21 protein-coding genes are annotated in these 23,629 nt (G+C 68.7%); 5 read left to right on the plus strand and 16 right to left on the minus strand.

The genetic code is table 11. The features are described 5' to 3' along the window. Positions 1-23 precede the first annotated feature (23 nt). The 3 genes from RT2_RS03505 (at position 24) to RT2_RS03515 (ending at position 2,999) form a co-directional block, all read left to right on the plus strand. Entirely contained in the window at positions 24-962 is a 939-nt protein-coding gene (locus tag RT2_RS03505) for a methionyl-tRNA formyltransferase (RefSeq protein WP_072843121.1), read from the plus strand. A gap of 132 nt (positions 963-1,094) precedes the next feature. Continuing rightward, positions 1,095-1,985, plus strand: coding sequence for a bile acid:sodium symporter family protein (locus RT2_RS03510; RefSeq protein WP_072843122.1), 891 nt, complete (start codon positions 1,095-1,097; stop codon positions 1,983-1,985). A 102-nt stretch (positions 1,986-2,087) separates the two neighbouring features. Continuing rightward, entirely contained in the window at positions 2,088-2,999 is a 912-nt protein-coding gene (locus tag RT2_RS03515; RefSeq protein ID WP_083577039.1) for a tyrosine-protein phosphatase, read from the plus strand. A 107-nt stretch (positions 3,000-3,106) separates the two neighbouring features. Here the strand turns inward: RT2_RS03515 and RT2_RS03520 are convergent, their stop codons facing one another. From RT2_RS03520 to RT2_RS03540, 5 genes are all read right to left on the minus strand, one after another. After that, positions 3,107-4,552, minus strand: a complete 1,446-nt coding sequence (locus RT2_RS03520; RefSeq protein ID WP_072843123.1) for an HNH endonuclease signature motif containing protein — start codon at positions 4,550-4,552, stop codon at positions 3,107-3,109. 104 nt (positions 4,553-4,656) lie between these two features. Then, positions 4,657-5,526 carry a hypothetical protein gene (locus RT2_RS03525; protein WP_072843124.1) on the minus strand — a complete coding sequence of 290 codons (870 nt, stop codon included), beginning with the start codon at positions 5,524-5,526 and terminating at the stop codon, positions 4,657-4,659. Beyond that, positions 5,523-6,338: a MerR family transcriptional regulator gene (locus RT2_RS03530; RefSeq protein ID WP_245709114.1), complete on the minus strand. Its 816-nt coding sequence runs from the start codon at positions 6,336-6,338 to the stop codon at positions 5,523-5,525. Before RT2_RS03530 ends, RT2_RS03525 begins: the two co-directional genes overlap by 4 nt. 62 nt (positions 6,339-6,400) lie before the next feature. After that, positions 6,401-8,149 (minus strand): ABC transporter ATP-binding protein, encoded by a 1,749-nt coding sequence (locus RT2_RS03535; protein ID WP_072843126.1) that lies wholly within the window; start codon positions 8,147-8,149, stop codon positions 6,401-6,403. Next, a complete protein-coding gene (locus RT2_RS03540; RefSeq protein ID WP_072843242.1) occupies positions 8,146-9,867 on the minus strand; it encodes an ABC transporter ATP-binding protein in 1,722 nt (573 codons plus the stop codon). Before RT2_RS03540 ends, RT2_RS03535 begins: the two co-directional genes overlap by 4 nt. Before the next feature lie 137 nt (positions 9,868-10,004). Here RT2_RS03540 and RT2_RS25735 point away from each other — a divergent pair, with 137 nt between their 5' ends. Both RT2_RS25735 and RT2_RS03545 read left to right on the plus strand, forming a co-directional pair. After that, on the plus strand, positions 10,005-10,178 hold the full coding sequence (locus tag RT2_RS25735; protein ID WP_169888127.1) for a hypothetical protein: 174 nt from the start codon (positions 10,005-10,007) through the stop codon (positions 10,176-10,178). Positions 10,179-10,229: 51 nt separating this feature from the next. After that, positions 10,230-11,690, plus strand: coding sequence for an alpha,alpha-trehalose-phosphate synthase (UDP-forming) (locus RT2_RS03545; RefSeq protein WP_281244398.1), 1,461 nt, complete (start codon positions 10,230-10,232; stop codon positions 11,688-11,690). Positions 11,691-11,764: 74 nt separating this feature from the next. Here RT2_RS03545 and RT2_RS03550 read toward each other — a convergent pair whose 3' ends face one another. The 11 genes from RT2_RS03550 to RT2_RS03600 form a co-directional block, all read right to left on the minus strand. Continuing rightward, positions 11,765-12,331, minus strand: coding sequence for an Rv1363c family protein (locus RT2_RS03550; RefSeq protein WP_092775782.1), 567 nt, complete (start codon positions 12,329-12,331; stop codon positions 11,765-11,767). Continuing rightward, positions 12,328-13,206 (minus strand): Rv1363c family protein, encoded by an 879-nt coding sequence (locus RT2_RS26270; protein WP_255312497.1) that lies wholly within the window; start codon positions 13,204-13,206, stop codon positions 12,328-12,330. Before RT2_RS26270 ends, RT2_RS03550 begins: the two co-directional genes overlap by 4 nt. Further along, positions 13,173-14,591 carry an MCE family protein gene (locus RT2_RS03560; protein WP_072843128.1) on the minus strand — a complete coding sequence of 473 codons (1,419 nt, stop codon included), beginning with the start codon at positions 14,589-14,591 and terminating at the stop codon, positions 13,173-13,175. The genes RT2_RS26270 and RT2_RS03560 overlap by 34 nt, the downstream gene beginning before the upstream one ends. Next, positions 14,588-15,835, minus strand: coding sequence for an MCE family protein (locus RT2_RS03565; RefSeq protein ID WP_072843129.1), 1,248 nt, complete (start codon positions 15,833-15,835; stop codon positions 14,588-14,590). Before RT2_RS03565 ends, RT2_RS03560 begins: the two co-directional genes overlap by 4 nt. Then, positions 15,832-17,115 (minus strand): MCE family protein, encoded by a 1,284-nt coding sequence (locus RT2_RS03570; RefSeq protein ID WP_072843130.1) that lies wholly within the window; start codon positions 17,113-17,115, stop codon positions 15,832-15,834. The genes RT2_RS03565 and RT2_RS03570 overlap by 4 nt, the downstream gene beginning before the upstream one ends. Beyond that, the gene (locus RT2_RS03575; protein ID WP_072843131.1) at positions 17,112-18,167 is read right to left on the minus strand and encodes an MCE family protein; all 1,056 of its coding nucleotides are present in this window, start codon (positions 18,165-18,167) and stop codon (positions 17,112-17,114) included. The genes RT2_RS03570 and RT2_RS03575 overlap by 4 nt, the downstream gene beginning before the upstream one ends. Continuing rightward, positions 18,164-19,192, minus strand: coding sequence for an MCE family protein (locus RT2_RS03580; protein ID WP_072843132.1), 1,029 nt, complete (start codon positions 19,190-19,192; stop codon positions 18,164-18,166). Before RT2_RS03580 ends, RT2_RS03575 begins: the two co-directional genes overlap by 4 nt. Then, positions 19,192-20,370: an MCE family protein gene (locus RT2_RS03585; RefSeq protein ID WP_072843133.1), complete on the minus strand. Its 1,179-nt coding sequence runs from the start codon at positions 20,368-20,370 to the stop codon at positions 19,192-19,194. The genes RT2_RS03580 and RT2_RS03585 overlap by 1 nt, the downstream gene beginning before the upstream one ends. Positions 20,371-20,374: 4 nt before the next feature. Then, complete coding sequence (locus RT2_RS03590; protein ID WP_072843134.1) at positions 20,375-21,226, minus strand: MlaE family ABC transporter permease; 852 nt, start codon at positions 21,224-21,226, stop codon at positions 20,375-20,377. A gap of 4 nt (positions 21,227-21,230) precedes the next feature. Then, on the minus strand, positions 21,231-21,995 hold the full coding sequence (locus RT2_RS03595; protein ID WP_072843135.1) for an MlaE family ABC transporter permease: 765 nt from the start codon (positions 21,993-21,995) through the stop codon (positions 21,231-21,233). Between the two features lie 594 nt (positions 21,996-22,589). After that, positions 22,590-23,498, minus strand: a complete 909-nt coding sequence (locus RT2_RS03600) for a 3-oxoacyl-ACP reductase (RefSeq protein WP_072843136.1) — start codon at positions 23,496-23,498, stop codon at positions 22,590-22,592. Positions 23,499-23,629 lie beyond the last annotated feature (131 nt).

Consider the following 23,629-nt stretch of genomic DNA (forward strand, 5'->3'; position numbering starts at 1 on the left):
CGCGCTCGTCCAGGAGGAACCCGTTGAGAGTCGCCACGCTCGGATACCAGACCTGGGGTCACCGTACCCTGCAGGCTCTGCTCGCTTCCAGACACGAGGTCGTCCTCGCGGTCACACACCCCAAGAGTGAGCACGCATACGAACGGATGTGGGCCGATTCCGTCGCCGACCTGGCAGCCGAGCACCAGGTGCCCGTGCACATCGCGAACAAGCCCGACGCGGGGTTCAAAGCGGCGCTGGCGGATGCGGACCCGGACATCATCGTCGCGAACAACTGGCGCACCTGGCTGCCGAAGGACGTCTTCGACCGGCCCCGGTACGGCACGCTCAACATCCACGACTCGCTGCTGCCGAAGTACACCGGCTTCTCGCCGCTGATCTGGGCGCTCATCAACGGCGAGTCCGAGGTCGGGCTGACCGCGCACCTGATGGACGAGGAGCTCGACGCCGGCGCCATCGTGCTGCAGCGCGCGACCGCCGTCGGCCCCAAGGACACCGTCACCGACCTGTTCCACCGCACCGTCGACATGATCGGCCCGATCACCGTCGACGCCCTCGACCTGATCGAGTCCGGCCGTGCCGAGTTGACCCCGCAGGACCGGTCCCAGGCCACCTTCTTCCACAAGCGGGCCGCCGAGGACAGCCGGATCGACTGGACCTGGCCCGCCGAGGTGCTCGAGCGCCTGGTGCGCGCGCAGTCCGACCCGTACCCCAACGCGTTCACCACCTTCAAGGGCCAGCGCGTGCGCGTGCTGGAGTCCTCGGTGTCCAAGGGCTGCTACGGCGGCACCCCCGGCCGGGTGTTCATCCACGAGGGCGACGGCATGGTGATCGTCGCCGGGCCGGATGCCTGGAGCGGCCGCAACCACGGGCTGTCCATCGAGCGGGTGCGCCTCGACGACGGCACCGAGATGACGGGCAAGGAGTTCTTCCCACACGGCGGCGGGTACCTGGGCGTCTAGGTGTGCGGGTGGTGTGCGGGTACGACCCCGCACACCACCGGGCGGTCCTGACCGAAACGACCCCGACATATCGGGCTGCACTGTAGCTTCGGGCGGACATCCCACCGCCGAGCCCGGAAGTAGCCGCCCACCATGGATTCCGCACTCACCTCGGTCGCACTGCCAGCCGCGCTGGCGATCATCATGTTCGGCCTGGGCCTGTCCCTGACCGTCGACGACTTCGCCCGGGTGGCACGGCATCCCAAGGCGGTGGCGATCGCCCTCGTCTGCCAGCTCGTGCTGCTGCCCGCGATCGCGTTCGGCCTGGTGACGGCGTTCGACCTCGATCCCCTGCTGGCCGTGGGCATGATGCTGCTGGCGGCCTCTCCCGGAGGCACCACCGCCAACCTGTTCAGCCACCTCTTCCGCGGCGACGTCGCGCTCAATGTCACTCTGACGGCGGTCAATTCGGTGATCGCGGTGGTGACACTGCCACTCATCACCAACTTTGCGCTCGTCTACTTCGATCCCACGGACGGCGGCGGCGACACCCTCGGCCTGCAGTTCACCAAGGTGCTGCAGGTCTTCGCGGTGGTGCTGGTGCCGGTGGCGCTGGGCATCCTGGTCCGACGCCGGTCGCCGGCCTTCGCCGACCGGGCGGACCGCCCCGTGCGGATCGGGTCTGCGGTGGTGCTGGCCCTCGTCATCGTCGGCACCGTGGTCTCCGAGCGGGAGAACATCGCGGACTACGCCGCGGAGGTCGGCCTGATCGCCGTCGCGTTCTGCGTCCTGAGCCTCACCGTCGGTTACCTGGTGCCCCGCCGACTGGGCATCACCGACCGCCAGTCCGTCGCCTGCTCGATGGAGATCGGAATCCACAACAGCACCCTCGCCATCACCATCGCGATCAGCCTGCTGGACAGCGTGCGACTGGCGGTGCCGGCCGCGGTGTACGGCGTGGTGATGTTCCCGGTGGCCGCCGCCTTCGGCTGGCTGATCACCCGCACCACCAAGTCCGACGACCCCGCGGTCGCACGCGTGTGACCCGGTCGCCCGAAAGCCGCCCTGGCTCGGCCGTGGGCTTGTAACCTCGCACGGGTTTGCGGGGGGCTGATCTCCCGACCGGACATTCAAGGGAGTTCGACGATGACAGCACGCCGATCGGCGCGGCCCCTGGGTCTCGCGTTCGCGACCCTCCTCGCGCTGACACCCGCCCTCGCCGGGCCCGCGACGGCCGCCGCGCAGTCGTCCGACATCTCGACAGGGTCGCTGATGTCCGGGTCGTCGCACTTCGGCTCGAACGGACCGGCGGCGCCGCTGCCCGAGCTGCCGCCGCCGTCCCCGACTGCCGTCCGACTCGACGAGGCGAGGAACTTCCGCGACGTGGGCGGCTACGCCACCACCGACGGGCGGAAGGTACGCGAGGGACTCGTCTACCGCTCGAACAAGCTGAGCTCGCTCAGCGACGCCGACCAGGCCAAGCTGACCGCCGCGAACGTCACCCTCGACGTGGACCTGCGCAACGCGTCCGAGCGCGCGGAGGCGCCGGACCGGATTCCGCCGGGAGTGCGGTACCAGGTAGCCGATGTCGTCGGCATCGACAGCGGGTTCTGGTTCCACGAGTTCGTGCCGCTGACCCTGGGCCGGGCGATGATCGACGCCGCGGTCAACGGATCCTCGAACATCGGGCAGTCCATCGGATACCCGTTCATGGTCAGCTACCACGGCTCGGACGTGGCCTTCGCCGACCTGCTGAAGGCCATCGCGCAGAACGACACCGGCGCCACCGTCTACCACTGCAGCGCGGGCAAGGACCGAACCGGCTGGAGCACCGCGGTGCTGCTGACCCTGCTCGGCGTTCCCCGCGAGATGGTCAACGCCGACTTCATGGCGTCGAACACCTACCTCGGCCGCGACGACGCGGTCGACTTGTCCTGGCTCAACGCCGCTTTCGACCAGATGAACCGGATCTACGGCAGCTTCGACAGGTACGTGCGGGACGGTCTCGGGCTGGACCAGGCGACGATCGACGCGCTGCGCGCCAAGCTGCTGGTCTGACGGAACAGGTCTCCCCTACCGCCCGAAACCGCGCAGACCGGTTGCAGCCGAGTGCGTCTCGGCCGCAACCGGTCCGGTTGTGGGTGAGTGTTCAGGCCTGTGCCTGGTCAGACTCCGTGGATCACGCGCCGGTTGTGAGCCGGCCGTGGTCTTCGCAACGGGTCCACCCAGGCGGGTGGTGTGAACCACGGGTGGCCGTCTGATTCGATCTGCACGGCCCAGTGGTTCCTGTGGATGATCGTGTGGTGCTTCTTGCAGAGCAGCACCAGGTTCGACAGCGCGGTCGGGCCGCCCTTGGACCAATGCCAAATATGGTGGGCGTCGGTCCAGGCGGCGGGTCGGCCGCAGCCGGGGAAGGCGCAGCCGCAGTCCCTCGCCACCAGGGCTTTCCGTAGTTTCGGGGAGATGACGCGGGTGGTGCGACCGACGTCGAGTGGGTTTCCTTCTCGGTCGACGAAGATCGGGGTGACCTGGGCGTCGCAGGAGATGCGGGCGGCGACGGCGGCGGAGACGGGGCCGGCCCAGGGCATGGTGGCGTGCCGTCTGCGGCGGTAGCGGCGGGGTGGCCTCGATCCCGCGGGGCTGGTGCAGCCTTCGCGCCCGTCGACGGGTCCGGTTGCGTTGTCGGAGTGGTAGGCCCAGCCTGTTCCGACCCACGCCCCGGTCACGGGCACCTTCGCTGTCGCGGACACCGCATCCCGTAGTGCGTCGACGTCGATGGTCACGGTGAGATGGGGTCGTTCCCCACCTTCCATCGGGCCACGTGCGTTGTCGAGGTGGCCGCGGATGATCTGTCCGAGGGCGTCGGCGCGGCGCTTGGCGGCGGATCGGGGGTCGCGGATTGGGTGGCCGTCGTCGTCGGCGCTCGGGTGCGGCTTCGACAGTCCCGACAGCGCGGTCTGGAGGGCCTCGCCGGACTCGGCGTCGAAACTGCCCTTCACGAGCACCCGACCGCCCAGGGTGGCGCTGGCGTGAAACTCGTTGAGTTCGCGGTTCTCTGCGTCGGACGGCAGGTCGCTGTCGCGCTCGAACAGGATCTCCAGTTCACGGGCCCGGGCGCGGAGCTGTGTGGGGTCCTCGACCTGGGCGGCGATGAGCAGGTATGCCTCACAGTCGTCGGCCCGACCGCTGTTCGGGTCCGGGTGCTCCCAGTCCGTGCCGTCGGGTGCCGGGTCGATGTCGAAGTCTCTGGTGAGCTTTGCGAGTCTGTCGAGGAAGTTGACGATCACCTGGACGTGGGCGAGTTCGATCCGTCCCTCGTCCAGCACGTCGGCCATCTGCGGATGCAGGGGCAGTTCGCGTGAGAGGCGGACGATCTGGGCGGCGCGGGCACGGTGCATCCGGGTGGCACCGGCGAGCCAGGAGGTGGTGTCGGCGGCGCCGGCGTGTTCGGGCAGGCATCTCTGGTCGGCCTCGTGGACGAGTCGGACGAGGAGGGCGGCGCGTCTGCGCATGTCCTGAACCAGCTCGGGTACCGCGGCCAGAATCTCGGTTTCGTCGAGTCGCCATGCCTCGACCCGGGCGGGGTCGGTGAGCCTGGCGTCGAGTTTCATACACCAAATTCTACTCGCACGCACATTCGATAACAATGATGTTTCGCCTGGTGAACAGCCTGTGGCCTGTGCGTGTTTCTGGTGGCTCTGGCGACCAAAGGTACTCATTGGTGTCGCGTGGGAGTGTCTCCCAGAACCGTCTCTACATCTCCCCGCAGCGCAGACACGAGACGAGCGGGTTCGTCGACGTACACGCTGATGCGGTCCACGAGTTCGACCTTGCGCCTACTCGGCAGGAGCGCCGGCAGATTCGCGCGCACGGGACGGCCGAGTTCGATGTCAGTGGTCGTCCCGTCCGCAGTGGGCAGATACAGTCTGCCGTCGACCACGGTCGGTGCTGTCTCCGAGAACCGCAGGCGCCGGACGGCCGACACCACGTCCGCACGATCGACGGCTGCGATCACCGCGCCCGACCGCCGGAGCACCAGGTGGGTATCCGTCAGGTAATGCGGGTGGACACGCTGAGCTGCAAGGAAGCCCAGCAATGCCAGCAGGGACCAGATCGAGAGCACTGCGACGACGACCCGAAGCCAGGCCCAGGGCAGCAAGAGGTGCAGCACTCCCACCTCGACGAAGGTGGCGGCCGCGAATGCGACTGGTACCACCACTGATCCGCGGCTCGCGCCATACGCAACAGCCCCGCCATCCACGCCCGCGGTACGGCCGCGCATCCACAGCCACAACGAGCGGTACCCGAGGATCTCCGCGCGGACGAGTGGCCAGAATGGCGAATCACCCAGCACTACCGTGATCGAGTCCCGTGCACCGGCGCCACCGTGTCGTCGCGCCGCGATTCCTGCCAGCACGCCGATGACCACAACGCCCACGAGCGGAAGCTCCACCACCAAGACGAGCAGCACCGAGGTACGCGGCGAAATCGCCTCCGTCGCAAGCAACAAGCCGTTGACCGTAAGTGCGACGAGAGCCACCAACTGTGCCGTCCAATGGAAGCGCCTTCTCCACAGGACCTTCATCGCACCTGACCATCTTCAGGCATGCATCCGGCGAGAGCTCGCTGTGCCCGGAGAACGACCTCACGCTGGGACGGATCGGGGATGACCTCCGCGAGGCCCACCGCCATCTCCCCTGCGGCACGAGTGTCGACGACCCCGGACTGAGGCGTCGCCGCCACGTTCTCGTCCTCGAAGTAGTCGGCCAGTCGCCTGGCGAGCGCGTCGATCTCCGCTTCCGCCGAATCTGGCTCCCGCCCTTCGAGATCAGACCAGTCCGCGAGGATCGCAAGATATCGGGGACGCCGCTCGTCATCGGCCACCGTCGCCGCATACGAGAACAGATGGCTCTCTGGGACGCTTCCGGAGAGCGCGAGCATCTCGAGCAGGTCCCGCTCGCGGCGAAGGGCCGCGACTACGGCGGGCGACTCGGCGCCCTCCACCGCCGCCGCGAGCGCGTCCACAACCTCGGCGGGGAGTGCCGAAAGCGGACGACCCGACTCGACATCGGCAAGCATCGCGGCAAGGCGAGTCTGCCGACGAGCGAGGCGTTCCCGCTCTCCGTTCAGGGCGCCGATCAAGGCCCGCAGGTCGGCCGCCGGGTCGCTGCTGCCCTCGCCGGCGGCATCGTCGGACAGGATGCTCGCGACCGCGGCCAGCGGAACCCCGCTGTCTGCGAGCCACCTGACCCTCATCAGCCGGAGGACATCGCCGACGTCGTACTCGCGGTACCCGTTGGAGCGACGCCGCGGCTCCTCGAGCAGGCCGAGCCGATGGTAGTGCCGCACCGTCCTCGTGGTGGTCCCCGCCGCATCCGCCAGCTGGCCGATTCTCATGGGCCCAGTGTCAACCATGACCCAACGTCAAGGTCAACCGCCGAACCGACGCGAGTCGTCCCCTACCGCCCCTCCCAGGCCGCCCACAACTGCGCATACCGCCCACCGGCCGCGACCAACTCGGCGTGCGGACCGTCCTCGACCACCGCCCCCTGTTCGAGCACCAGCACCCGGTCCGCGGTGACCGCCTGCGTGAGCCGATGGGCCACCACCAGCGTCGTGCGTCCCCGGGTGGCGGCCGCCGCGGCCTCCTCCAGGTCCCGGGCCCCGGCGCTGCCCGCCTCCGCGGTCGCCTCGTCCAGGATCGCGACCGCGGGGTCCGCCAGCACCAGGCGGGCCAGCGCCAACTGCTGCGCCTGCGCCGCCGTCACCAGATGCCCGCCCTCGCCGACCACCGTGTCCAGCCCGTCGTCCAGGGCGCGCACCCAGTCCAGCGCGCCGACCGTCGCCAGCGCCGCCTCCGCCTCCGTGGGGGTGGCCTCGGGCCGGGCCAGCCGCAGGTCCTCGATGAGCGGGCCGGCGAACACGTGCACCTCCTGACTGACGATCACGACCTGCCGCCGCAGGTCGTCACCCAGGTCCCGCAACGGAACCCCGCCGATCGAGACCACCCCGCCGGTCGGCTCGATCGAGCCGGCGGCGATCGCGGCCACCGTCGTCTTGCCCGCGCCGGTGGACCCCACCAGCGCGACCCGGCGTCCGGGTTCGAGGTGGAGGTCGATGCCGCGCAACACCTCCCGGCCCTCGTCGTAGCTGTGGTGCACGCCGGTCAGCCGCAGTTCCGCCGACGACGGCGTCTCGCCCGCACCGAGCCGCTCCTCCGGAATGTTCACCACGCCGACCAGTCGCGCCAGGCTCGCCCCGGCGGACTGGATCTCCCCGAAGGTGAACATCAGCATGCCGATCGGGTTGAACAGCCGGTGGAACAGCAGCGCCGCGGCGGTGGTCTCGCCGACGGTCACCAGATCGCCCTTCACCAGCACGAACCCGACCACCAGGATCGCCGACAGGCCGACGAACTCGGCGCGGTTGCCCCGCCCGGCAAACCGGGTGAACAGGGTGAACACCCCGGTTGCCAGGTCGCGGGCCCGCCCCGACGCCCGGTCGATCTCCGCGAGGTGCACTTCCTCTAGCCCGTAGGCCCGCACCGTGCGCGCCCCCGTCATGCTGCTCACCAACGCCTGCGACCGGTCGCCCATCGCCACCCGTTCGGCCGCGAACATCGGCCCCGACCGCGGCAGGTACCAGTGCAGCCCGATCGCGTACATCGGCAGTGCCACCGCGCCCGCCAGTCCGAGCCGCCAGTCGATGCCGAGCATCGTGCCCAGGCTCAGCCCGACCAGCAGCACGGCGGCGACCAGTCCGGGCACCACGTCCGCCACCGCCTTGCCGATCACCGAGACGTCGTCGCCGACGCGGGAGAGCAGGTCGCCCTTGCCCACCCGCTCCACGGTCGACAGCGGCAGGGTGAGCGCGCGGCCGACCGTCCGCTCCCGCAGCCGCGCCAGCATGGTTTCGCCGAGCCGGCTGATCAGTACCGAGGCCCACCCGGCGAACACACCGCCGACGATCGCGGCGACGGTGATCACCGCAACCACCCCGACGATGATCTCGGTCGGCGCCTGCTCGCGCACCCGGTCGACCAGGACGCCGAAGACGTAGATCGGCACGAGCGAGACCGCCGAGCCGACGAGCGCGACGCCCAGCGCCAGCGCGGTCAGCCCCCGGTGCCGGCCGAACTCCGCGCGCAGCCATGCCCAGCTCTGTGCGGCCGTGGCAATCGGGAGCAACTCCCGGTGCGACTCACTCACCGCAGGACCGCCTTCCGGTAGTCGGCATCGGACTCGACGAGCCCGGTGTGGGTGCCCTCGGCGACCACGTGGCCCTCGCCGAGGACCAGCACCCGATTCGCGGCGGCCAACAGCGCCGGGCTGCTGGTGATCAGCACGGTCGTGTGCAGCAACGGATCGGCCTCCCCGTGTCGCAGCCGCGAGATCCCCTCGGCGATGGCCTGCTCGGTCATCGCGTCGACCGCGGTGGTCGGGTCGTGCAACACCAGGACCGGGGTCCGGGCGACCAGGGCACGCGCCAGCGCGACCCGCTGCCGTTGACCGCCGGACAGGCTGGCGCCGCGATCGGTGACGGCCAGGTCGAGTCCCTGTGGATGTGCGTCCACGACGTCGGTGGACGCCGAGGCCGTCAGCGCAAGGTGCACCTCGTCGGCCTCCGCGTCGGGACGGCCCGCGACCACGTTGGACCGCAGGGTGCCCGCGAACAGGTCGGTGTGGTGCGGTTCCACCAGCAGTGCCCGGCGGGCGTGCGCGAGATCCATCTCCGCCAGTTCCGCGCCGCCGACGGAGAGGGTCCCGGCGTAGTCCTCCGGCGGCACGTGCCCGGACAGCAGCTGCGCCAGCGCCTCACCGTCCTGTGGCCGGTGTGCGAGCACCGCGAGCAGCTCCCCCGGTCGCGCGTGCAGCGTCAGCCCGCTCAGCGACCGGTAGCGAATGTCCTCGAGGGCGACGCCCGCGGCCTGCGGCGCCGGGCCGGAGCCGGCGGGCACCAGCTCGTCGGCGTCGAGTACCAGCGCCAGGCGGTCCGCCGAGGCCCGCGCGGTCGCCAGCGCGCCAGGCACCCGGGAAAGGCTGCCCAGCGGTTCGATGACGAACTGGGACAGCCCGACGACGGTGATCAGTTCGCCGATGCCGATCCGGCCCTGCAGCGCGAACAGGCCCGCGAAACCCGCCACGGCGACGGCGAGCAGTGCGCTGACCGTCACCGACGTCCCGATGTACACGCCCGTGGTGCGGGCGGCCCGCAGCGTCGCGCCGAGCGCCTCCTGGCTGGCCGCGCGGTAGCGCCGCGCCGCGACAGTCTCCGCGCCCAGTCCACGCAACGGCCGCAGCCCGCTCACCAGGTCGGTCGCCATCCCCGACACCCGCGCGGTGGCCGCCTGCTGGTCCGTCGCCCGGCGGGTGATCAGCGGCGCCGCCAGTTGCAGCAGCCCGAGGATCACCGGCGTGCCGATCAGGACCGCCAGCCCAAGCGTCACGTCGATCACCAGCAGTGCGACGGCCGCGACCACGGCGGCGGCCACCGCGCTGACGGCCCGCGGGACGGCGTCGAGAATCCACGCCTCACGCTCGGCGTCGGAGGTCGCGACCGTGAGCAGTTCGCCGGACCGCAGGTCGGTCCGCACTCCCTGCGGATGCAGGATCCGGCCGGCCACCTCGACCCGCAACCGGTGCGCCTCGCGCTGCATGGCGAAGACGATGAGCCGGGCACCGATGCGCCACGCGGCCGTGAGCAGCAGGAACAGCGCGCCCAGGCCGACGACGGACCAGATCATGGCCGCGGTGTCGCCGGTGGAGATAGCCCGCCCCACGATCACGCCGATCGCGATCGGCACCATCGTCTCGGCGACCTGGTGCACCACCAGCAGTGCGGTGCCGACCGTGAGCCGGCCGCGGTTACGAGCCAGAGTCCGACGTAGGACCGCCGCGCCACCGACGCGGTCGGGAATGCGCCCCATCGGGCCTCCATCCATGGTTGATGTTAGTGAACCCTAAACGACCCGGAAGTAGCGCCGGACAGCACCGTTCTCATAGAGTCGCTCAGCAAGAACGACCCGCTGCGCAGCCCGCAGCTCGCCCGGGAGGAACAAAGCGCATGTCCACCAAGCCGACCACCGAGAACGACATCGCGGACGAGGAGCTCGAGCCCGTAGCCGACGAGACCGCGCGGCAGGCTCAGCGCGTCGTCGCCGCATATGCGACCGATGCCGACGAATGCCGGATGCTGCTGTCTATGCTCGGGATCGGCCCTTCGGCCAAGAACGACTAGATCGCCGGCGCTGACCTGCACGCGGTTCCGGCTCTCGAACGAAGGAAGACTGTGGGCGCTGGAGCCTCGGAGTTTGTCGTTGTCGCGAATCGCCTGCCCGTCGACCTGGAGACCCTGCCCGACGGCAGCACGCGTTGGAAACGGAGTCCAGGCGGCCTGGTGACCGCGCTCGAGCCGATCCTGCGCGGCAAGAGCGGCGCCTGGGTCGGCTGGCCCGGCGTGCCGGACACAGATCTCGGGCCGATCGTCGAGGACGGCATCGAGCTGCACCCGGTGCGGCTGAGCTCCCAGGAAGTCGCGGACTACTACGAGGGCTTCTCCAACGCCACCCTCTGGCCGCTCTACCACGACGTGATCGTCAAGCCCGTCTACGACCGGTCCTGGTGGAACGCGTACGTGGAGGTCAACCGCAGGTTCGCCGAGGCCGCCTCGGAGGCCGCGGCCGAGGGCGCCACGGTCTGGATCCAGGACTACCAGCTGCAGTTGGTGCCGAAGATGCTGCGCATGCTGCGGCCGGACCTGACCATCGGGTTCTTCCTGCACATCCCGTTCCCGCCGGTCGAGCTCTTCATGCAGATGCCCTGGCGGACCGAGATCGTCGAGGGCCTGCTGGGCGCGGACCTGATCGGGTTCCACCTGCCCGGTGGCGCCCAGAACTTCCTGTACCTGGCCCGGCGGCTGGCGGGGCAACCGACCTCACGCGGCAACGTCGGTGTCAGGTCCAAGCTCGGCGTCGTCCAGGTGGGCTTCCGGAACGTGCGCGTGGGCGCCTTCCCCATCTCGATCGACTCCGGAAAGCTCGACGAGCTCTCCCGCAGCAAAGTGGTCCGCGACCGCGCCAAGCAGATCCGCAAGGAGCTCGGCAACCCGAAGCGCATCATGCTGGGCGTGGACCGGTTGGACTACACCAAGGGAATCGACGTCCGGCTCAACGCCATTCGTGAGCTGCTCGAGGAGGGCCGGATCGATCCGGCCGAGAACATCATGGTGCAGCTCGCCACCCCCAGCCGCGAACGCGTCGAGAGCTACATCCAGATGCGCGGCGACATCGAGCAGCAGGTCGGCCGGATCAACGGCGAGTTCGGACAGGTTGGCCGGCCGGTGGTGCACTACCTGCACCGCCCCATCCCCCGCGAGGAACTGGTCGCCTTCTTCGTCGCCGCGGACGTGATGCTGGTGACGCCACTGCGCGACGGCATGAACCTCGTCGCGAAGGAGTACGTCGCCTGCCGCAGCGACCTCGGCGGGGCACTGCTGCTCAGTGAATTCACCGGCGCCGCAGCGGAACTGCGCCAGGCCTACCTGACCAACCCGCACGACCTGGACGGTGTGAAGGACTCGATGGTCGAGGCGCTGACCCAGGACCGCGAGGCGGGCCGACGCCGGATGCGGGCGCTGCGCCGTCAGGTTCTCGCCCACGACGTGGACCGCTGGGCCAAGTCGTTCCTCAGCGCGCTGGCCCGGGACTCGGTGGCGGGCTCCGCGCTGCTGGTCGACGAGATCAAGGCCTAGAGACGACGAAACACGGCGCCGGCCACGGGAATTGATCCCGTGGCCGGCGCCGTTGTTCTGTCACTGCGGTCGATCTAGATCGGGGTCAGTCGCTCCGTGAGCCAGCGCCCGTCGACCTTCTGCATCTCCATCCGCACCCGACTGCCGGTGGTCGCCGCGTCCGGAGCGTCCGCGCTCGTGGTGACCTGGTTCAGGTACAGCAGCACCACCGCGTCGTCCGGGCTCGCCGAGACCGGGGCCGCGCCCTGCACGCTCACCTGGACGGTGAGCTTCTTCTCCTTGGCGCCCGGCGCGATGACCTCGTCGGCCAGCTTCTCGTAGTCCTCCCGGAAGGATCCGGTGAGTCCGTCCGCGGCGGCCGCCATCTGGTCGTCGACCTTGTTGTAGTCGTAGGAGAGCATCGCGACGGCCTGCTCACCCGCGGCCTTGACGGCATCCGTCCGGGCCTGCTCGGTCGCCACGTCCTGCCGGTGCTGGTAGTACAGGACACCCACCCCGACCGCGAGCGCCAGGACCAGCAGCGCGGCCACGGCCGCCAGCACGATCCGCAGCGGACCGCGGCCGCCGGCGGGCTTGGCAGGTTCTGTCGCCTCGGGCTCGGCCGCCGTCACGGGCTCGGCCGACTTGTCGTCTTCGCTCATGGCACAAACTCCACCTTCGACGCCGTCATGGTCCCGCCGTCGTCCGTCACCGTCACCCGCATGCGGAAGTCACGCGGACCGCCCTGGGACTGGTCCGGCATGGTGACGTTCGCACGCGCCGCGACGAGCACCGTGGCGGACTTCCCGTCGTCGCTCTCGCTCTCCAGACCGGACTCGACGATCGAGCCCTCGGTGGTCACCGAGGCCTCCTTGACCACGCTGACGAAGGGATCCTGCCGGCCGTCGAACTCGGACTTGAACTCGCCGCTGGCACCCGCCAGGATGCGCTCGACGTCCTCCTTCGCGGTGTCCGGCGTGATCGTGGTCAGGTTCAGCATGGTCTGACGCGCGGTCTGCACGAACGCATTTCGCCGGGCATCGCGCTCGTTCGCGGAGGTCCGGTCGATCAGCAGGAGCACCGCGGCGACGGCCAGCGCCGCCACCAGGACTCCGGCCACGATCGCCGCGAGCCGCGGGCGCCGACGGCCCTGTGCGGCCGGCGGCGTCTCCTCGTCCGCGACGGTCTCGTCCACGACGGTCTCGTCCACGGCCGTCTCGGCCGCGCTCGTCTTCGGCTCGGCCACCGTCGGCTCAGCCTTCGTCAGATCGGGCTTGGTCGGCTCGGGCTTGGCCGGCTCGGGCTTCACCGGCTCGACCGCCGCCGACTCGACTGCCACCGGCTCGACTGCCTTCGATTCAACCGTCTTCGACTCGGACTTCGTGGAATCGGCCTTGGCGGCCGAACCACTCTCACCCGATGCCGCACCCGTGGGCACGTCCTTCGGCGGCCCCGCGGGCCGGCCGGCGCGCCTACGCGGCGCCGGCCTGCTGTCCTCGGGGGTCAACCCTGCTGACGTGTCATCATCGTCTGCCACGTCGAATCCTCTCTCGGCTTGCCCCCGGTCGCGAGCGCCGGCTGGGCGTACAGGCGGCCGTCAGTGCCGGTGTACTTGCCCGTTGTCGGGTCGTACGGGCGTGCCGTGGCGGGCACCCCCGACGTTCCCTCGTAAGAACTTGGAACTGTCGTGTACGAGGGTACAGACGGATCCTGGACCGGCCCGTTCGGCGGGTTGTTGCCCTGGGCAACGTAACCGGCCTCGCTACGGCACTCCTCGGGCGTGCCCGCCCGCCTGCCGGGGAACTCCATGCACGGCGAGTTCCGGGCGCCGCGCACCACGCTCGGATCGTCCGGCGCCACCTTGCAGAACATGTCCGACGGGCTGTCCGGGGTGTCCACCTGGCTGGGGTCGCGCCACTGGTCCGCCGGGAGGAACCCGGTGGTGCAGGCCGGCGGGTCGTTCACCTGGAGGTAGAAGTTCACCAGGGCGCCCTCGTCGATCGGCGCCCCGTAGAACGAGGTCATCAACCCGGTGGCGAGGGGCGGGTACAGCACCAGGACCTGCTCGATGCTCTTGTGGTAGATCACGCCCACCTCGCCGACGCTGACCAGGTTGGCCAGCAGCAGCGGCAGCGTCGGCTTGAGCTCCTGGAAGAGCTCGTTCGCCTCGGCGGCGGTCGCCGGTCCCTTCTCCAGGAGGCTGCGCAGCTGCGGGTCGCTTGCGCGCAACTGGTCCGAGAACGTCACCAGGTCCTTGGTCCAGGACCGGATGGCGTCGCTGCTGACCACCTGGGTGTCGAGCAGCGGCCCGGCCTGATCGATCAGGACCTTGGTGGCGTCCGCGTTCGCGTTGGCCTCCTGGACGAACAGGCGGGCCGAGTCGATCAGCCGCTGCAGGTCCGGTCCGGCACCGTTGAAGGCCTTGAATGCCTCGTCCACCACCAGCTTGAGCCTGGTGTCGGAGATGCTCTTGACCAGCGTGTTCGCCTGGTCGAGCATCGAGCCGATCTCCTGGGGAATCGAGGACCGGTCCAGCGGGACCACGTCGCCGTCGTCGAGGTACGGCTCGCTGTCGGTCCGCGGGATCAGGTCCACGTACTGCTCACCGATGGCCGAGACGCTCTTCACCTGCGCGTCGAGGTCTGCCGGAATGTCGTAGCTGCTGCTGATCGTGAGCTTGGCGTCCACACCGGTCTCGGTGAGCACCACCTCTTCGACGGTGCCGACGTTGGTGCCGCGGTACGCGACGTTGGCGTGCGGGTACAGGCCGCCGGTGGACGGCAGCTCCACCGTGACCCCGATCTGCCCGATCCCGAACAGGGCCGGCAGCCGCACGTACTGGGTGGACATCACCACCAGTCCGATCACCGTCAGGACGGAGAAGATTGCCAGCTGGATGCGGACGAACTTCGTGAGCATCATGGCGTGGTCGCTCCTAGCTGCTGCAGGCCGGGGATCTGGGACAGCCCGGGGATGTCCGAAAGGCCCGGAATCAACGGTGCTGCTGTCGGTTTCGGCTCTGCTTTGGCATCTGCGGGTGCGGCCGGCTTCGGCTTCGGACTGGCCAGCGGGTTGCTCGCCTGCCCGGCAATGCCCGCCGTCTTCCCGAGGGCGCCCTCGACGCCGCCGAGGGTGCCGCCGAGCGCGGTGCCGGTGAGGAAGCTCGAGTCCAACCGCTTGTTGGTCATGTCGATGGTCATCATCAGGTTCGCGTAGTCGCCCCGGACCACCTGGTCCAGGTTCTTCATCGGGAACGGGAAGGTGAGCAAGACGGACAGCGCGTTGGTGAGCGCGTTGCCAGTACCGGCGAGCTGATTGAGCAGCGGCGCCAGGGAATGCAGGTTGGCCTTCAGGTCGTCCCCACTCTGGTCGATCACCCGAGTCGCGACGTCACTGAACTCACCCAGTGAGACAAGCGCATTGGTGAGGTTCTGGCGCTGACCGACCAGCACCTCCAGCGCCGGCGGTACGGCCTCGAGCGCCGCCGTCAAAGTGTCGCTCTGCTGGTTGACCGTGGTCGAGAGCCGGTCGATGCCCTCCATCGCGGAGACGATCTGGGTGCGCTGGTTGTCCAGGCTGCCGACCAGCTGGTCGAGCTGCGGCAGCAGGTCCCGCACCGAGTCCTCCCGGCCCAACAGGGCCGCATTGAGTTCGGTGGTGATGTCGTTCAGCTGGGCCAGGCCGCCGCCGTTGAGCACCACCGACAGCGAGGACAGCGTCTGTTCCGTCGTCGGGAAGGCTCCGGCCCGCTCGATCGGGATCAGGTCCCCGTCCTGCAGCGTGCCCTGCGGCGCGATCCCGATCGGCGGCGCCAGCTCCAGATGCTGCGAGCCGAGCAGGCTGGTCTGGCCGATCTTCGCGGTCGCGTTCGCGGGCAGCTCGACGTCCGGGTTCAGCGACACCGTCACCAGTGCGTGCCATCCGTCGACCTCTATGCCCGAGATGGTACCGACGGTGACGTCGTTCACCCGGACGGGCGAATTCTGCGACAGCGTAGTCACATTGGGCATCTCGATCTTGACCGTGTAGGCGCCGTCCTCGCCGCCCTCGGTGCCCGGCAGCGGGACCGAGTTCAGCCCGTTCCACTCGCATCCGGTGAGGGTGAGCGTCAGTCCGAGCGCCACCGCCGCGATCGCGGTACGGCGCCGGCTTGTCCTGCGGGTCATCGGCCGCCTCCCGGCTTCAGCAGGCCCTCGAGGTCCTTGGGCACGTCAATGGTCGGCAGTCCCGCGAGCGGTCCCGCGATCGGCTTCGCGGTCCGGGCCGGCACCGAACCCTCGAGGCTGGGAGGGCTGTACACGATCTGGCCCGGCAGGGCGCCGGCGCCGAGCGCCGGGTTGGTCAGGAATCCCGGGTAGTTCACCGCAACCGAGTTGAGGACCGGGCCGAAGAACTCGGTGCACAGGTCCGCGCTGCGATCCGAGTTGTTGTTCTCGAGTCCCCGGATCATGCCGCAGACCGCGTTGATCGGGTTGGCCGTGTTGTTCGTTGCCAGTGCACCCTGGAGTGAACCCTGTGCGGGGTTGTAGATGTTGTTGAAGTTCGCGAGCGCGTTGGGCGCGATGTGCAGGACCCTCTCGATCTCGGGCCGCTTCTGCGCAAGAACCTGGGTGGCATCGGCGAGCCGGCCCACCTGCTCGCTGATGGCCTCGCTGTTCTCGGAGACGAACCGCTGCACGTCGCCCATCGCAACGTCCAGGTCGGTGAGCGCCGTCCCGAGTTCGTCGGAGTTCTCCGCGAGCAGTGACGACACCGAGGCCAGACGACCGCCGAACTGGACGATCTGCTCGTTGCTCGACGACAGCGCGGTCACGAACGTCTGCAGGTTCCGGATGGTGGAGAACAGGTCCGAGCGGCCGTCGGAGAGCGTCTTCATGGTGTCCGAGAGCTCACGCAGCGTGGCCCGCAACGAGTCGCCGTTGCCGTCGAGGTTGTCCGCGGCGGTGTCGATGAAGGTGCCGAGCGAGCCCTGGTCGGCGCTGCCCTGCGGGCCCAGCGCCGTCGACAGCTTGGTCAGTTCGGTCTTGATCTCGTCCCATTCCACGGGGATCGCGGTGCGCTCGACCGGGATCTCGGCGCCGTCGGTCATCTCCTCGCCGCCCTCGAACACCGGGGTGAGCTGGATGAAGCGCGCCGCCACCAGGCTCGGCGCGACGATGATCGCCTTCGCGTCGGCGGGGATCTCCACCGAGCGGTCGACGTTCATCACCACCTTGGCGCTGTCGCCGGAGGGGTCGATGCTCTCGATCTTGCCGACCGTGACACCGAGGACGCGCACGTCGTCGCCGGCGTAGATGCCTGTGGTGGTCGGGAAGTACGCGGTGATCGTGTTCTTCCCCAGTCCGGGGAACAGGACGAGCGCCCCCGCGACGAGCGCCGCGATCACCACGGCGGCCACGCCGCCACGCAGCAGCCACTTCTTACGGTCGGCCATCGGCTCGCTCATCGGTTGGGGTCCTTCAGCTCAATCTTCGGCACCGGGAACTGCTGCAGGTCCTTCGGCACGTTCTCGGGCCAGAGCAGCGAGTCGGTGAAGGTCTGGGTCAGCTGGCCGACCCCGAAGTTCGCCACGTAGGCCATGAAGAAGGGCCCGCTGCCGACGGCCTCGCCGAGCGTGGTCGCGTACGGGCCGAGGCCGTCGAGCGCCTGCCCGATGTTGTCCTTGTTCCGCTGCAGGATCGCCACCGTCTGGTTCAGCTGGTCCAGGGTCGGCTTCATCTGCTGCTCGTTGTCCTGGACCAGCCCGGTCAGCTGCCGGGACACCGCCGAGACGTTGACGATGAGCTCGCTGATCGCGTTGCGGCGACGGTCGAGCTCGGCGAGCAGGCGGTTGCCGTCGACCAGCAGCGAGTTGATCTGGCCGCTGCGCTCGCCCAGGATCCCGGTGACACTCTCCGCCTTGGCGAGCAGGTCACGCAGGCTCTCGTCACGGGTGTTGATGCTCTGCGAGAGCCGGGTGACGCCGGCCAGCGCGGTCCGCAGCTCGGGCGGGGTGTCCGCCAGCGCGTCGGACATCGCGTTGAGCGAGTTGTTGAGCTGGTCGGTGTCGAGCTCCGAGGCCGTCCTCGAGAGGTCGCCCAGTGCGTCGTTGAGCGAGTACGGCGAGTTGGTGCGCGCCAGCGGGATGGTGTCCCCGACGTGCATCGTGCCGGAGCCGTCCGACGCCACCTGCAGGGACTTTCGCCCGAGGATGGTGTTGGTCTTGATGTCGGCGCCGGTGGAGTCGCCGAGGACCACGCCGTCGTCCACGGTGAAGGTCACCAGGACGTTGGTGTTGTCGAGCTCGACCTTCTCCACCTTGCCGACATTGACGCCGGCGACGGTGACGAAGTCGCCGACCATCAGGCCGCCGGCGTCCGCGAACTGCGCCTGGTAGCGCGCCCCGCCGGAGAGGAAGGGCAGCTTGTCGTACTGCAGGCCGGCGAGTACCAGCGAGACCGCGACGACAAGTCCGATGATCCCGATCTGTACGGGGTTTCTTTCACGAGGCTTGTTCATGACAGCGGCTCGCACCTTCCCGTCGTCTGCTCTGGGGCCACCGGAGCCGGCAGGGTGAGGTCCTTACCGTCCGGACCGGAGAACTTGAAATTGACAGCACATGTGTAGAACTGGAAGAAGCTGCCGTACGCGCCGGTTCGAATCAGTTTCCGGTAGGTCTCCGGCAGTCGCTCGAGCACCCAGTCGACCTGGTCCTCACCGAGGTTGACCTGGGTCGCGACGCGGTTGGCCTCCGCGATGGTGCTCTGCAGGTCCGGCCGCGCGCCCTGGAGCAGCTTCGCCAGGTCGCCGGTGGCGGTGGCGATCTTGGGGATCGCGTTGCCGATCGGATCGCTGTCCTGGGCCAGTCCGCTGACCAGCTGCTGCAGCTGGTCGATGGTGGTCGAGAACTGATCTCCCTTGTCGTTGATCGTGGTCAGCGTGGTGTTGAGGTTGGTGATCACCTCGCCGATCAGCTGGTCCCGGTCCGCCAACGTGGCGGTGAACGAACTGGTGCTGCCCAGCAGCGAGACCAGTGTGTCGCCCTGGCCCTGGAACACCTGCAGCAGTGCCCCGGTCAGGTCGTTGACCTGGTTCGGGTCGAGACCACGCAGCAGCGGCTTGAACCCGCCGAGCAGCAGGTCGAGGTCGAGTGCCGGCGCGGTCTGCGACACCGGAATGGTGTCGCCGTCGGACAGCGACTCGGTCGAGCCCGCGCCTTCGAGCAGCTCGAGGTAGCGGTCGCCGACGAGGTTCTCGTAGCGCACAGTCGCCTTGGTGCTCTGCAGCAGCGGGTACTTCGTGTCGACACTGAAACTCACCTCGGCGAGGTTGTCGTCACCGACCCGCACGCTCTCTACCGCGCCCACCGGCACCCCGGCGATCCGCACCTTGTCGCCGGACTTGATGCCCGACGCGTCGGTGAAGTCGGCCTGGTAGCTCTCCGAGCTGCTGAACCGGACCTGACTGAACACGACGGCGAGGCCGGCGAAGATCAGCGCCATCACCGTGGTGAAGACGAGCAGTTTGACCGTGGTCGCCCGCATTACTTCTGCCCTCCTACGGGGACGCCGGCGTAAAGCCACTGGAACAGCTTCGGCACATTCGTGCCGGTCTCGGTGGACGGCTGGTAGGGCACGTTGCCGGTGTCCGCGACGACGAACTTGGCGTGACCGTCCTTCTTCGGGTGGAAGTCCGGCAGGCCCCAGCAGTTCGGACCGCCGGAGGCGTTCACCTTGGGCAGGTCCTTCGGGTAGGTGTAGGGCTTCGCTCCCGGCAGGAAGTTGGTGCTCAGGGCGAATCCCGGCTGCAGGCCGCCGACGGCCTTCTCGGCGTCCGGCAGGACCTTGTTCATCCCGCTGATCAGGCAGGCGATGGACGGCGAGTACTCGGACAGCAGCGCCGTGGTAGGACGCAGGTCCGCGAGTGCCTTCGTCAGGTTGGCCTCGTTCTCGGTCAGGACGTCGGTCGCGGTGTTCGCCAGCCCGGTCACGTTCATCAGCAGCAGGTCGAGGTTCGCCTGCTCCTCGACGATGGTGCCGCTGGTGGCGGTCGCGTTGTCGAGCAGGTGCATCAGGTCCGGGGTGACGTCGGCGTAGAGGTTGGTCACCTTCGCCGCCTTGTCGAGGTCCTGCTGCAGCTGCGGGAGCACCGGGTTCATCGTCTTCAGGTACTGGTCCGTCTCCTCGAGCAGCTCGCCGAGCTGCTCGCCGCGGCCGTTCAACGCCGACGAGATGGCGCCGAGGGTGGCGTTGAGCTTCTCCGGCTCGATCTGCTGCAGCAGAGTCGACAGGTTCTGGAAGAGGGTGTTGAACTCCACCGTCACCGAGTCGGCCTCGATGTTCGTGCCCGCGGACAGCGACTGCGAGGACGGATTCTCGGGCACCACGAAGTTGACGTACTTGGCGCCGAACACGGTGGTGGACTTGATCTCCACCTTCGCGTTGGAGGGGATCAGGTGCATCGTCGACGGGTCCATGGCCAGGTCCAAACGGGCCTGGCCGTCGTCCTCTTCGATCGAGGCGACCTTGCCCACCTGGACGCCACGCAACTTCACCTTGGCGTCCGGGTCCATCACCAGACCCGAGCGCGGGGCGGTGACAGTCACCGACTCGGAGGAGGTGAAGCCACCGGAGAACATGGTCAGCGCGACCACGGCGGCGGCGACCAGGCTGCCGACCAGGACCAGTGCCGCGGTCTTCTTCTTGAGACTCGAATCAGCCATCCCGCTATCCCGAAAGGTTGAAGTTGCCGGACCCGCCGTAGATGGCGAGCGAGATGAGCAGGGTCACCGTGACCACTGCGATCAGGGAGGTGCGCACCGCGTTGCCCACCGCGATGCCGACGCCGACCGGGCCGCCGCTGGCGGTGAAGCCGTAGTAGGTGTGGATCAGCATGACGGCCAGGCCCATCACGATCGCCTGGGCGAACGACCACAGGATGTCCGTGGGCATCAGGAACGTCGAGAAGTAGTGGTCGTAGACGCCCGGCGACTGGCCGTTGATCACCACGGTGGCGAAGCGGCTTGCGATGAACGAGGCGATCACGGCCAGCGAGTACAGCGGGACGATCGCGATCATGCCGGCCATCACCCGGGTGCTGACCAGGTACGGGATCGACGGGATCGCCATCGACTCGAGCGCGTCGATCTCCTCGGAGACCCGCATCGCGCCGAGCTGCGCGGTCGAACCGGCCCCGATCGTCGCGGCGAGGCCGATGCCCGCGATGACCGGCGCGGCGATGCGCACGTTGATGAACGCGGCGAAGAAACCGGTCAGCGCCTCGACGCCGATGTTGCCCAGCGAGCTGAAGCCCTGGACGGCGATCACACCGCCCGAGAACAGCGTCAGGAAGGCGACGATGACGACGGTTCCTCCGATGACCGCGAGGGCACCGGTGCCCATGGCGATCTCGGCGATCAGCCGGATCGTCTCCTTGCGGTAGTGCACAAGGGCCCGCGGAGCCGAGGCGACGGCGCGCCAGTAGAACAGCGCCTGGTCACCGATTGAATCGATGGCGCCGGAGAACTTGCGGACGCTTCGTCGGGTGCCCCGAAACCGTCCAGTCAGTGCTAGTGCCATGCCGTCAGCCCGCCGTCAGCTTGATGCCGATGGCAGTGACGAGGACGTTGACGACGAACAACGCCATGAAGGCGAAGACGACGGTCTGGTTCACGGCGTCACCCACGCTCTTTGCCCCGCCTTTCACGTTGAGACCCAGGTAGCAGGCGACGAGGCCGGCGATCATGCCGAACAGGCCTGCCTTCAGCTGGGAGATCAGGAGTTCACCGAAGCCGGTCAGCAGCGTGATGCCGTTGACGAAGGCGCCCGGGTTCACGTCCTGCAGGAACACCGAGAACAGGAAGCCACCGACGATGCCGATGGTGGAGACCAGCCCGTTGAGCAGCAGCGCCACCACGGTCGAGGCCAGCACCCGCGGCACCACAAGTCGGTGGATCGGGTTGATCCCGAGCACCTTCATCGCGTCGATCTCCTCGCGAATGGTTCTCGCAGCGAGGTCCGCGCAGATGGCGGTGGCACCGGCACCGGCGACGATCAGCACGGTGACGATCGGGCCGACCTGGGTCACGGCACCGAGCGCGGCACCGGCACCGCTGAGGTCGGCGGCGCCGATCTCGCGGAGCAGGATGTTGATGGTGAAGCTCACCAGAACGGTGAACGGGATCGCCACCAGGACGGTGGGCACCATCGAGACCCGGGCCACGAACCAGGACTGGTCGATGAATTCCTGGCGCTGGAACGGGCGTTGGCCCATCGCGCGGAAGGTCTCCCCCGCCATCGCGAAGAATCCACCCACGGCGCGCAATGGCACCTCGAGGAGGTCGTTCATCGGTCCTCCTCGTCAGTTCTCGTGCACGAGACTCGACGGGGGTCGCAAGAATTCCCCCCGAAAGTCTGTGATCCGGGTCATACTAACTAGAACGTGTTCTTGTGTCAAAGCCGGTCACCCTTCGAGCCATTCGGGCGGGTCATTGCGGGTTTCGGGCCGGCCGACACCGCGGCAACCCGGACTTCGTTCAGCAGGAGAGAACTGGGGGCACGGGGCGCCTCGTCCACCGGAGTGAGGCCCAGGACCGCACACAGGTTGGAAAGCGACCGCCGCAGCCTTGTGCGACTTACCACGTTGCCCCCCTTGATTATTCACCAACACCACTCGAGCAGGAAGCGCTCGGTGGCGGAGGCCTTCGAACACGGCGCGGCGGGTGAGGAAGTCAACTCCCCACTTCCTCACCCGCCGCAGCCACGTGCCTCGCGATCCGGCCGGACTCCGCTCCCGCGTCGCCGGCGAAACGCGCCTAACTTCTAGAACACGTGCTAGCGTGTTTCGGCTCGATGCGAGCACACGCCGGTCACCATCTTGTCCCAGGTTGCAAGGTCCCGTGTTCCGAATCGGGAGATTGCTCGCACAACTAACGAGGCGTCGTCAGCCCAGGGACTTGACCGCCGCGGTGGCGGCGAACATCCGACCCGGGTCGCGATCGTCGAAGTAGCCGCCCAGCTTGTCCGCGAGCGCAGCCGGACTGAACTGCGCGTCGTCGGCGTCGAACCGCTGCTCGACGACCGGTGCCGCCATCAGCGCGACCATCGGGCCGTACACGACGAAGACCTGACCGTTGATCGAGTCCGCGGCCGGCGAGGCCAGGTAGGACACCAGGTTGACGACGTGCTCGGGCGAGAGCGGATCGATGCCGTCCTCCGGCGCGTCACCGAAGACGTTCTCCGTCATCGCCGTGCGCGCCCGCGGGCAGATGGCGTTGGCGCGGACGCCGTAGCGCTCGAGACCACGTGCGGCCGACAGCGTGAGCGCGGTGATGCCAGCCTTGGCGGCGCCGTAGTTCGGCTGCCCGGCGGGCCCGAGCAGACCGGCCTCCGAGGAGGTGTTGATCAGACGGCCGTAGACCGGCGCGCCCGCCGCCTTGGACTCGGCGCGCCAGTGCACGGCGGCATTGCGGCAGAGCAGGAAGTGGCCACGCAGGTGCACCTTGAGCACCAGGTCCCAGTCCTCGTCGGACATGGAGAAGAGCATCTTGTCGCGGACGATGCCGGCGTTGTTGACCACGATGTCGAGGCCGCCGAACTGCTCGGTGGCGGCCGCCATCAGTGCGTCGGCCGTCGCGCGTTCCCCGATGTCGCCGGCGACGAACAGCGCCTTGCCGCCGAGAGCCTCGACCTCCGCCAGTACCGCGTCCGCGTTCTCGTCGGCGCGCAGGTCGTTGATCACGACGTTCGCACCCTGTCGAACGAGACCGAGGGCCTCAGCCTTGCCCAGGCCCGACGCTCCACCGGTCACGATCGCGACCTTGCCGTCCAGACTTACCTCGCGACTAGCCAATCTCACCACTGCCTTCGTGAATTTGATGAAGACTCCGACGGACGCGCGCCGCGCATTACCGGCGCGCTCCGCGGATTCCAGCCACGTTCGTGACGGCTGTCACTCTAGAACGTGTTCCTGTTTGCGGCAAG

Source organism: Rhodococcus tukisamuensis NBRC 100609 (genome assembly GCF_001894985.1).
GTDB classification, from domain to species: domain Bacteria; phylum Actinomycetota; class Actinomycetes; order Mycobacteriales; family Mycobacteriaceae; genus Rhodococcus_G; species Rhodococcus_G tukisamuensis.